The organism is Actimicrobium sp. GrIS 1.19, from assembly GCF_035984655.1.
Taxonomy (GTDB): domain Bacteria; phylum Pseudomonadota; class Gammaproteobacteria; order Burkholderiales; family Burkholderiaceae_D; genus Actimicrobium.
The window spans coordinates 1-10,699 of the sequence record NZ_JAXCHT010000049.1; the positions used below are offsets into that span (position 1 = coordinate 1).

The 10,699-nt window shown below is 55.4% G+C and carries 10 protein-coding genes and 2 pseudogenes; 8 read left to right on the forward strand and 4 right to left on the reverse strand.

Annotation, left to right across the window (positions count from 1 at the left end; translation table 11 throughout):
* The first annotated feature begins 152 nt into the window (after positions 1-152).
* The 3 genes from RCH09_RS18845 to RCH09_RS18855 all read left to right on the forward strand — a co-directional run bounded on the left by RCH09_RS18845 (position 153) and on the right by RCH09_RS18855 (position 2,441).
* Entirely contained in the window at positions 153-1,430 is a 1,278-nt protein-coding gene (locus RCH09_RS18845; RefSeq protein WP_326942689.1) for an NRAMP family divalent metal transporter, read from the forward strand.
* 171 nt (positions 1,431-1,601) lie between these two features.
* Positions 1,602-1,847 (forward strand): hypothetical protein, encoded by a 246-nt coding sequence (locus tag RCH09_RS18850; protein WP_326942690.1) that lies wholly within the window; start codon positions 1,602-1,604, stop codon positions 1,845-1,847.
* Positions 1,848-1,907: 60 nt separating this feature from the next.
* Positions 1,908-2,441, forward strand: a complete 534-nt coding sequence (locus RCH09_RS18855) for a DUF3761 domain-containing protein (RefSeq protein WP_326942691.1) — start codon at positions 1,908-1,910, stop codon at positions 2,439-2,441.
* 122 nt (positions 2,442-2,563) lie between these two features.
* On the opposite strand, the gene RCH09_RS18860 is transcribed toward RCH09_RS18855, so the two are convergent.
* The 3 genes from RCH09_RS18860 to RCH09_RS18870 all read right to left on the reverse strand — a co-directional run bounded on the left by RCH09_RS18860 (position 2,564) and on the right by RCH09_RS18870 (position 5,129).
* On the reverse strand, positions 2,564-3,811 hold the full coding sequence (locus tag RCH09_RS18860) for a DUF3734 domain-containing protein (protein WP_326942692.1): 1,248 nt from the start codon (positions 3,809-3,811) through the stop codon (positions 2,564-2,566).
* Positions 3,753-4,319 (reverse strand): carboxymuconolactone decarboxylase family protein, encoded by a 567-nt coding sequence (locus RCH09_RS18865; protein ID WP_326942693.1) that lies wholly within the window; start codon positions 4,317-4,319, stop codon positions 3,753-3,755. The genes RCH09_RS18860 and RCH09_RS18865 overlap by 59 nt, the downstream gene beginning before the upstream one ends.
* A 138-nt stretch (positions 4,320-4,457) precedes the next feature.
* On the reverse strand, positions 4,458-5,129 hold the full coding sequence (locus tag RCH09_RS18870; protein ID WP_326942694.1) for a DUF1345 domain-containing protein: 672 nt from the start codon (positions 5,127-5,129) through the stop codon (positions 4,458-4,460).
* On the opposite strand from RCH09_RS18870, the gene RCH09_RS18875 reads away from it, so the two are divergent.
* Both RCH09_RS18875 and RCH09_RS18880 read left to right on the forward strand, forming a co-directional pair.
* The gene (locus RCH09_RS18875; RefSeq protein ID WP_326942695.1) at positions 5,128-5,358 is read left to right on the forward strand and encodes a hypothetical protein; all 231 of its coding nucleotides are present in this window, start codon (positions 5,128-5,130) and stop codon (positions 5,356-5,358) included. The genes RCH09_RS18870 and RCH09_RS18875 overlap by 2 nt on opposite strands.
* A gap of 284 nt (positions 5,359-5,642) precedes the next feature.
* Positions 5,643-7,034 (forward strand): hypothetical protein, encoded by a 1,392-nt coding sequence (locus RCH09_RS18880; RefSeq protein ID WP_326942696.1) that lies wholly within the window; start codon positions 5,643-5,645, stop codon positions 7,032-7,034.
* A gap of 246 nt (positions 7,035-7,280) precedes the next feature.
* Here RCH09_RS18880 and RCH09_RS18885 read toward each other — a convergent pair.
* A pseudogene (locus tag RCH09_RS18885) lies at positions 7,281-7,391 on the reverse strand (chemotaxis protein CheW); the annotation flags it as partial.
* Between the two features lie 90 nt (positions 7,392-7,481).
* Between RCH09_RS18885 and RCH09_RS18890 the strand changes: the two are divergent.
* The 3 genes and pseudogenes from RCH09_RS18890 (at position 7,482) to RCH09_RS18900 (ending at position 10,463) form a co-directional block, all read left to right on the forward strand.
* A complete protein-coding gene (locus RCH09_RS18890; protein WP_326942697.1) occupies positions 7,482-8,948 on the forward strand; it encodes a hypothetical protein in 1,467 nt (488 codons plus the stop codon).
* A gap of 149 nt (positions 8,949-9,097) precedes the next feature.
* Positions 9,098-9,313 (forward strand): annotated as a pseudogene (locus RCH09_RS18895) (IS5/IS1182 family transposase); the annotation flags it as partial.
* A 394-nt stretch (positions 9,314-9,707) separates the two neighbouring features.
* Complete coding sequence (locus RCH09_RS18900) at positions 9,708-10,463, forward strand: hypothetical protein (protein WP_326942698.1); 756 nt, start codon at positions 9,708-9,710, stop codon at positions 10,461-10,463.
* Positions 10,464-10,699: the final 236 nt, after the last annotated feature.

The following is a 10,699-nucleotide window of genomic DNA, read 5'->3' on the forward strand; positions in this document are numbered from 1 at the left end:
GGAAAGCGGCATTAAATCGCTTCGCCATCCAGTTTGAAGACCGGGTGCCGCAGGCTTAAACGAAAACCCGTTTACACAAAATACCTGACACCCCCGTTGACGGTAGAATTCCCGTAGTCCTGTTGCTCCACTTTTCGTCCGGAAAACAACCGATGCCCTCATCGCCCCGCCCGACCCAGCACCAACAACAATCCTGGTTCAAGAAACTGGGCCCCGGGCTGATTACTGGCGCCGCCGATGACGACCCAAGCGGTATTGCCACCTATTCGCAGGCGGGGGCGCAATTTGGTTTCAACATGCTCTGGACCGTATTGTTTACCTATCCGTTGATGGTCGGCATTCAGGTCGTCAGCGCGCGCATCGGCCGGGTCAGCGGACATGGACTCGCCACCAATATCCGCCGTCACTATCCGGCCTGGCTGCTGTATGCGGTGGTCGGGCTGCTGCTCATCGCCAACACCATCAACATCGCCGCCGATGTCTCAGCCATGGGGGAAGCCATGAAGCTCATTGCCGGCGGCTCGGCGCCCCTGCATGCCGTGCTATTCGGTGTGCTGTCGTTGCTGCTGCAGGTGTTCATTCCATACCGGCGCTACGTGCGCCTGCTGAAATGGCTGACGCTGGCACTGCTGGCCTATGTCGCCACGGTATTTGTGGTGCGGATTCCCTGGGCGCAGGTACTGACACGGGCGCTGGCGCCCCATTTGTCGTGGCAAAAGGAATACATGACCACCGTCGTCGCCGTGTTTGGCACCACCATCAGTCCGTATCTGTTTTTCTGGCAGGCTTCACAGGAAGTCGAAGACCAGCTGGCCGATCCGCACGCGCAGCCATTGGTCGCTGCGCCCGATCAGGCATCAAAGGCGCTGCGGCGCATCAAGATGGATACCTGGATCGGTATGGGCTTTTCGAATCTGGTGGCGTTCTTCATCATCCTCACTACCGCGGTCACGCTGAATCTGCACGGCATCACCGACATCCAGAGCTCGGCACAAGCGGCCACGGCACTACGGCCAATTGCCGGCGAGTTCGCCTTTTTTTTGTTTAGCGCCGGCATTATCGGCACCGGCCTGCTCGCCATTCCGGTACTGGCCGGATCGTCCGCCTATGCGATGGCTGGCACATTCAACTGGAAGAACAGCCTGGAAGACACGCCCCTCAACGCCAAAGCCTTTTATGGAATCATTACCGTGTCGACGCTGATCGGTATCGCGCTGGGATTCACCGCCATCGACCCAATCAAGGCGCTGTACTGGAGTGCGGTCATCAACGGTGTCATTTCGGTGCCCATCATGGTTGTAATGATGTTGATGGCGGTACGGCCCGAGATCATGGGCCGGTTCACGATCACCGCCCGCCTGCGCATACTCGGCTGGCTGGCCACGACGATGATGGCCCTCGCCGTGCTCGCCATGCTGGCGACGCTATAGGCGCTCCGCGTTAGCGCCCATCGCACGGTTTATAGGGGGATGCGGCTTAGCAATAAGCTGTGCCTACCCGAGCGGTTCGTGACCGGAATGTCAGAACGGTGTCAACCGTGCCTCATTCCAGTTACGTTAAGGTTATTCAGAGCGACACCGTCGACGCACAAAGGGACATCCATGAAATCGAACATCGCCGTTGCCATGTTGTGCGTCATTGCACTAGCAGGAGTATCTAATACCGCAAACGCCAAAGGCTGCCTCAAAGGCGCGGCCGTCGGTGGGATTGCCGGACACTATGCCGGTCACCACGCTATCGTTGGTGCGGTCGGCGGTTGTGTAATGGGGCGCCACTTGGCTAACAAGAAAGCAGCGGAGAAAGAAGCATCGGCTACCTCGGCAAAAAGTACTGTTTCGTCGAAATAAGCAGACAAAGACAAACTTCCTTCGCAGCACAACGGAATCACTCACCCAACGGGCTCAAACATGAAAACATTGTTCATCGTCGCAAGTGTCGTCACCGCGCTGCTCACTTCGGTCGTTGCCTTCGCGCAATCTCCCGCTGATGCACCGGCCGGCAGCACCGCCGAATGCAAAGATGGCACCTATTTTTCAGGTGCGACAAAAAGTGGCGCTTGTTCCGGACACAAGGGTGTGAAGGAATGGTACGGAACAAAGAGCGCCGCATCCGTTGCTACGTCTCCAATTGCTCCCGCTACCAGTGTTCCTGCGGCTCCATCCGCTACTCTTGCTAGTCCTGCTACTCCGGCGACCGCCAATAAAGTTGCCCCAGCCCCTTCGGTGGCAACGACCGCAACGACCAAGGCCACGACGCCCGTAACGGCGAAGGCGCCTGCTGCTGGAGGTGGTACTGGTCAGGTTTGGGTGAACAGCGGTACCAAGGTCTACCACTGCGAAAATACAAAGTATTACGGCAAGACCAAGGCTGGCTCCTACATGCCAGAAGCTGATGCCAAATCAAAAGGGTTCCACGGCGATCACGGTAAAGCCTGCAGCTAACTGCTTAGGGCGTGGTACCCGTGTTTGAACCTCGTCGGCAAAGCTAAAAACAATGTTCATGTTTTTTGGGCTCCAACTATCGGAACCGACGACGATACCTCGCATGAACCGACGATCAGACACTACACGCGCCCTGCCTTGCTCACGAAATCGTATATCGCCACGCCCTGCGCCGTGCTGGGGAGTGTCAGCACTTCGGGATGCAGCAGCGTAGTGGTGGCGTCATCGTAGCCAGCGCGCCAATGCTCTTCCATGGTCCGCCGGGAGAATTCGAAGTCCTTTGACTGTCCTTCGTAGTTGGCGGACCGATAGATCAACTGCACGATGTTGTAGACCGCAGGATCGGACGCTTCTGCAAGCATCCTTGCGGCAGGCGTTGCGGCCAGGTTCGGCGGCAGCTGCGCCAACAGGTCATTGAAGGTGGCACGCAGTTTCTGCAACTTGCAGAAGGCATCGGTGGCTGCACGCGTGCGGCTTGAAAACTGAACCTCCTTCATCCGCACGGCAACCTGCGTGAAATTCTCCGGGATCATGCCGCGTGCACTCCAGAGATCGACCTGCAGCACCAGGGTGTCCAGGCCGGAGCGTGACGACAGGACCCAGTCGAGTGGCGTGTTCGAGACCAGTCCGCCATCCCAGTAAAACTCGCCGTCGATTTCGACCGCATCGAATGCCGGCGGAAGTGCGCCGCTTGCCATGACATGCGCCGCACGGATGAGGTGGCTTTCGTTATCGAAATAAGAAAAATTGCCAGTTCCAACATTGACGGCCCCTACGCTGAAACGCATTTCCTTGGCGTTGATCCGGTCGAAGTCCACGAGCCGCTCCAACGTTAGCTTGAGTGCGCTGGTATCGTAGTAACTGGTTGCGCCACCGCCGTTGGGCATAAGATAAGGCGGTGGCATGCGCGGCTCAAAAAATCCGGAAACCCCTTTTGCCATGATCCGGCCGGCGGCAAGCTGGTTACCCAATTCACGCTGGGCATCGCCGCGCAGTAAAGAGGACCAGTAATCACTCAATCCATGATCGCCTGCATCACTGACGAGATTCCAGAACTCGTGCAACTTCCCAACCCGATCCTGGCGCGGATTACCGGCAATGATGGCGGCGTTGATTGCCCCAATTGAAATGCCGGCAACCCAGGTCGGCTCGATACCCGACTCGACGAGCTTCTCGTACACGCCGGCTTGATACGCACCGAGCGCACCACCGCCCTGAAGCAAAAGTGCAATGCTTTCGAACGCCGTGGCACACGGCTTGGCGCACTCGCGTGGCGCAGCCGCCGTGTCCAGCCAGCTTTTCCGGAGGCCATTACTCACGCTCTGGTACCGGAACATTGAAGCCGTTGAGCGTAGTGGATACCATGGCATACAGGCCGACCAGATAAATCAGCTCGTTGGTGCCATGCTGGCCGAAGGTGCTGACCGCGAGACGATAAAGCGGCTCCGGAAGCACGCCCCCTCGGCTGAGAGCGTATGACAGATCGTAGGCTAGACTCTCCTGCGTAGTGAGATCGGCGGGCTTGAGATCAGCCACCAGCGTCGCTAGTCGCTGCTCTGACATGCCCTCGTGCTCAGCAACGGCAATGTGGGCATAGATTTCGTAAGCCGCGTCGTACCGCGCCCCGACCACGAGGATCGCAATCTGACGCACGTTGTCAGGCAAGCTTGCGTTGGCAGTCATGGCGAGCGTCAGATCCCAGATCGCTTTGCCGATTGCCGGCTCATGCAGCCACGGATTCCACGGCCCCATCAATGCGCCATCTTCGCGCTCGACTTTGAATGTATTGAAGTTGCCGGCAATTCCCTTGCGCATGTCCTGGTACAGGATTGACTGTTCGGGCGTGAGATCGGCGGGTGCAATGAGGGGAAGTCGCATGGGTATTCCTTCGTTGGAAGAGGTCAACAGAGAAGCATCGGCGCCGAATCACTGTACGACAAACTTTCGCGTCCGGCCCTGATCAAATCGTTCAACGTTCTGTCGAGGTTGAACAGCATTGGAGATTTTCGAGATTGTTCAAAACAGACTTGCCCCGATGTTGATTAATAGCGCAAGCACCACCGTGTTAAAGAGATAAGCTAGGATGCAATGCACTGCGCCAATACGGCGCATCGATTTGGATGTAAATGAGACATCAGCAGTTTGACCGGAGGTCCCGATGACTGCGGCGAAATAAAAGAAGTCGCCATACCCTGGTTGCTCTTCTTCCGGAAACTGCAGACCACACGGCTCATTACGATGGCGTGCTAGATAGTAATCGTGTGCGTAATGCAACGAAAACATCACTTGGATGAACGCCCACGACGACAGTACCGTCATGCCGGCGAGCGCAATGTGCGCACTCTTGATGAGCCCATGCATGTCCTTGACCACTGCCAGCTCCATTGCAATGGCTACCAAACTGGCCACGCTCGTGACGACCACCAAAAAAAGCAATATGCGCTGGCCGTCATCCTGCAACAGGGCGCGGCGGTACATGGTTCGTTGCGAAGATCTGACCATCATTACTGCGGCTAGGACGACGTACAGACAAGTTCCTGTATTCCAAGTGATCAACAACCGCGTGGCAAGGTGGGAAGCAACCGACACGGGCAATGCCGCCCCAACGATCAGTGCAATCATGGCTGCAATAAAGATACGCGGGCGTGCCCGGATCTGGCGCGCAATAGGATTGCGATACAACGACATGACGGTTCCTGAATTGAGTAGCTTGAAAAGCTGGCATCCGCATCATACCGGCGTCTATTGGCGGTTGGTGCGCTTCAAAGTCGACGGCGACAATCCCCCCAACCCCTGCCCGGTTATGCGGTCATTTTTTGCCTGCGAACGGAGTTTGGGCGTGCGGGGGCCAGCATGCTGGCTTAACACAGCTGTTGGCGCCGACGAGTTTTTGAACCACCCGACCGATTTTCACTGACCCACCCGAACTGACGCAGAGGTAGACGCAGCAATGCTTGCCAAAGGCCAGGGTGGGTCAGTCGATGTAGGCACTCTGGGGCAAAAACTCGTCGGTGCTAACAATCATGAATATTGGACCATCAAATTGGCTGACCACACTCACTGTCCCTACCGCGACCGCGGATGATTGTTTACGTTTACTTACAGGATTGACAGATTGTTGGTATGTAGATGCGTTCTGTCCGACGTTGGACGAAAGGAAACCAACGATCACCGCTTTTACATTTCCACTCAGGACAATCCGTGAAAAAACTTTCATTCGCCATCTCTGTGTTGCTGACTGGCTGCGCAGCCACGCCAGTTTATCCACCCCGGGTCTATGTACGTCCGCCCGCCGAGGTAGTTTATCTGGCGCCGGCACCACAACCGGTCGTGAGCGTCTATGTCGAACCGCCGATGTATCAGCCGCCCCCGATTCGCGTGCAGTGGGCGCCACCGCCAATGCTGGTGGAAACGGTGCCCTATCGGCCCTATCCAGATGCGATCTGGACGGGCGGCTACTGGGTCTGGCAGGGCAACTGGGTGTGGGCACACGGTCGCTGGGCCGCGCCTCCACAACCGGGTTACGGATGGGTAAATCCCTATTATGAAAACCGTGGCGGCTCGGTGCTGTTCGTGAATGGATTTTGGGCCGCACCAGGCGTGTCATTCGTGCCACCGGCGCCCAATATCAATATCGCTGTTGCTCAAGTAACCATGGGTGTGGCAATCGGTCTTCGACCTGTCGGTCCAGAGGGTGTGTTTGTACCGGCGCCACCTGGGTCGCGTTTGGGATTGATTATTCCGGCGCCGATCGGCACCGCACCTGCGGTCGTCGTCAGCGCGCCGCCAGTGGTGAATGAAGGGATGCAAATTCACGTCAACAGCAATAGCAACAATACTTACAACAATAATTCTGTCACCAACAATGCCATCAGCAATAACAACGTCACGAACAATCTGACGAACATCAGAAACGTGACCAACGTCACCATCGTCGCGCCGGCAAGTGCCACCGCAAGCGGACAATCGGTGAATTTTTCCGTTCCAGCACAGGCCCATCTGGCCGCATCGCTGCCGCCGGTGGTCAGGGTTGCCGCCCCCGAACCAATCTCTGCAAAGGCAATTCAGTCGTATGTCGCAGGGCACCCGTCGGCTGCGTTGCCACCACCACAAATGGTTCATGCGGAAATGGCACAGGTCCACCAACACCCACCAAATCAAGGGCATGCCGCAGCACCCGTTCAGCCTGTCGTGCCCAACAAAGCAGCCGCGCCAGTTGCTGCTCTTCCCCATCCGCTGACACCGGATAATGAAGCCTCACACGAACACGGTATTACGAGACCTGTGTCGATGGCACAACCACAATCTTTGCCAAATCCTCTCCCAGTGCCTGGATCAGGCAACCCAGTCACGTCGCCACAACTTTTCGGCGCACAGCCTGCACCCGATCGACCAAAGCCACCCGCCGCGAGAAATCCACCGGCATCACGTCCTTCGAATCCTGTCGCGGTGGACAACAGGGAAAAGATGTCACCCACTTCGAGACGTGGCGCTGAACGCAAACCGATCCATGGTGCAAAGCCTGGCGACGCAACCAAATCGAATAAGAATTACGCCACTGCGGACGCTCACCCTCAGCAAAGCTACAGCTGATGCTTGCGGCAACGACGTGCCGCTGGTTGAAAGCGGCACCAGTAGCTTCAATCTTGGAACTGCGTGTCGGTTTCTGGTAGATGGTGCTGACACGTGTATAACTGGCGCATTGGGAGCGAACGCACAAATCGGCGACATTTGGCAAGAAGAAGTGCACCCGCGCCCCCGTACTGTACGCTTCATGCCCATGCCAAAAACAGCAATCGGCCAATAGCGGACGATCAGCATTTTCCACCAAATGACTCATTATGCGGCGAGCTTTTCAAGCATCCTCATCTCACCGCCTGATATTAGCTTGTCGATATCGATAAGAATCAACATCCGTTGCTCGACCGTACCGAGGCCAATCAGATAATTGGGCTTGGTTCAAATGAAGGTAACAAAAGTTTGACGAAACGCGATGATCGGCGATACTCGATATCCCAATTTTTCGGATCGAGAATCGGCATGCAAGCCTTACCAATCGCCAAGACACTGACGCAGGAAAAACGCAAGAGCATTGCGATTTCATCGCTATCGAAAACTGAATCGATATCCGGCTTGTCGGCAAGCGAGGGAATCAGCCGAAAATATATTTACCGGCAAAAACATAAAGCCAAGGAAGCACTGGATGAAAAGTTTTCAGACAAGAACGATGACGATGTGCTGTTTAATCTGCCGGTCAGCAAATCATGGCTGAAGCAATTGATGATTTCGTTGGTGCTCACGTGTCATAGTTCGTACGGCGGCGTAAAGGAATTGCTGCGCGATGTGTTCGACATTTCCATGAGCAGGAGCACCATTCACAACCGGCTGCAGGAGGCAGCCAAGCAAGCCGCGGGGATCAATCGCGCCCAGGATTTTTCGGCGATCCGCGATGGTTTGCTGGACGAGATTTTCCAAGGCTCCACCCCGGTGCTGGCAGGCGTCGACGCGGCGTCCACCTTTTGTTATTTGCTGGAGTGCGCTGAGCGCCGGGACGGCGACACGTGGGCGATCAATTTGCTCTATGCCAAGGATCAAGGACTTGCGCCAGAGCGCTTCATCGTTGATGCCGGCACCGGGCTGCGGGCTGGCCACAAAGAGGTGTATGACGATACGCCTTGTCACGGCGATGTTTTCCACATCCAGCATACTTGCGAAACGCTGGCGAATTTACTTTCCCGTGTGGGAAAGGGCACGGTGACACAGCGCAAGAAGCTGGAAGCGAAAATACAAGCTGCCAAAGACAAGGGTGTCCTGGAAGCGCTATTTGCGCAATGGAAGACAGCGCTGCAAACACAAGGGCAAGCGGTTCAATTGGCGCGAGACGTGAAGACATTGGTGCAGTGGTTGAGCCACGATATTCTGGCGCTGGCGGGTCCGGATTTGGACCAACGCCAAATGCTTTTCGATTTCGCCGTCGCCGAACTATTGCAGCGAGAACCTTTGGATGCCGATCGTATTCGCCCGGTACGCGTGGCATTGGAAAACCAGCGCGACGACCTGCTGGGATTCGCCGGTGTGCTCGATCAAAAGCTGGCAACCATCGCCATGAATTTCAAGGTTTCGCTCGATCTCGTGCGGGATGTTTGCCTATTGCAGCGGAAGTCGCCGGCCTGCGCGGCCTACTGGCAACGCTGCGGTCAGTTGAGCGCCAAGTTCGCCGGCAAATTCCAGGGCGTTCTCGATACTGTTGTCGATGCCATGAAACGTACCCCACGCGCCAGCTCCCTCGTGGAGAATCTCAATTCCCGGCTGCGCAATTATTTCTTCCTGCGCAAGCAGCTCAATTCCTCTTACCTCGGATTGCTCCAGTTCTTTCTGAATCATCGCACTTTTTCGCGTAGCGAAATTCCCGAACGTATCGGCAAAAGTCCCAAACGATTGCTGACCGGGCAAAGCCATCCGCATTGGCTCGAACTGCTGGGATTCACTCTGTTTAAGCGCGCTTGAGTTGAACCAGAAGGCGTCTACCTGCGCCTTCGTTTGCAGCTTCACTGAGATTCGAAAACTTTGCATTCCGCTATCGTTTAGCGGAATGATTTTTCTCGTCTGTGTAACCCCAAATAGGCTCTTTTTGAACCATGCCGAAGATCAACACAGAAGGCCGGTTGGCCTGGCGAACCGCCACTGGCTATGGACAGCGCGCCTTGGTCGAGACAATTATGGGCTGCTACAAATCCTTGATTGGCCCTCGGCTGCGTTCACGAGGGTTTGCGGCGCAACAAACCGAAGCTGCCATCGGGGTCGCTGTGTTAAACCGCATGTTGGCCGCCGCACGCCCAAACTCCGTTCGCAGTCAAAAAATGGCAGCATAATCGGATAGGGGCTGGGGGACTGTCGCCTTCGACTTTGAAGTGCACCAACGCCCAACAGTATCGCTCAACCGCAACAATCTACGCGGCGCGTGTGACCCTCGTTTGAACCACGCCGAAAATACTCGTACTCGTCACCACGCCCCCTGCCTGCAAGGCCTGCTATTGCGAATTCGTCAGACAGGCAATCGATTCAGATTTCAAACAGCAGTGTCTGCCGCCATCCTGTTTTCCGCCTCGTGAAAGCCCGAATGGAACGGAGTGAGATTTAATTTTACTCATCTACAGTAACTTGCTTAATGATATTGAAAAAATACGAGCCACTCGTGGCTCCTGTAATTCGATCACACAACCGACAGTTGCGGAAAAATCATTGTCTGGGTAAATAGGAATCTATATGTCAACAGAAATGGTAGGGCGTAGCACGGGCGGACATTGGAACGAACCGGGTTATGGCGGCGGGCATCATGCGGCAGGAGAAGGGCATCATGCGGCAGGAGAAGGGCATCATGCGGCAGGAGAAGGGCATCATGCAGCAGGAGAAGGGCATCATGCAGCAGGAGAAGGGCATTCGGATGACCCTTTTTCTTTGTCCAAATCCTATATCCGTACAGACCGGGCTGGCACAGAATATATTTCGAGTGGCATGTTGCGAGATGCCAAAGCGAGCGGAAGTCAGTTGAAAAACAAAGCCGACTATGACCATTTTATTGATGCCAATGCCAAAAAGTTCGGTCTTGATCCTGAATTGGTAAAACGTCAATATCGCATTGAATCGAATGGCGATCCCTCTTGCATAGGAGACCGTGATCGCAATTGGGAGTCGGGCGGCCCTTCTATCGGCTTACTTCAAGTTACGACCGGGATCCTTGACGGAGGCGTTTGGGCGCGTCCTGGTTATCGCGGTGTTATTAAAGAAAGTGATACTGGCAGGCTGTTGGCGCGTAAAGAATTAGACGGCAATCCGGCCGTACAGTTACTTAGCGGCATGCAGCATTTGGCCGATTATAAAAACGAGGCCAAGGATAAGCTAGGGGCAGGTGCATCCTCCGAAGCTATTTATCGTCAAGCTCTTGGTGGCTATGTAGGACATGATCAAAATGCTTACATCAACAATATTGAAAAAAATGTGAATTCCGGCGATATTTTGTAGTTATAAACCGGGAAGTCCGTCGAGTCTTGTGGGGTACCGTGATTTGGTTCTGTCGCATTAACGGAATTCGTTGGGCCGATCAGATAGACTACGGTGCCCGAACCTAGGGAAACGCGGAACAAATCGAATTCCGCCTGTTCGGAGGGTGTCCGCGATTTTGTGTAATCGGGAAATTGTTAATGCTGGGGCATACGCTCGTCGAACATGATGGTGAACCGGTTCAGGGCCGCTTTCCA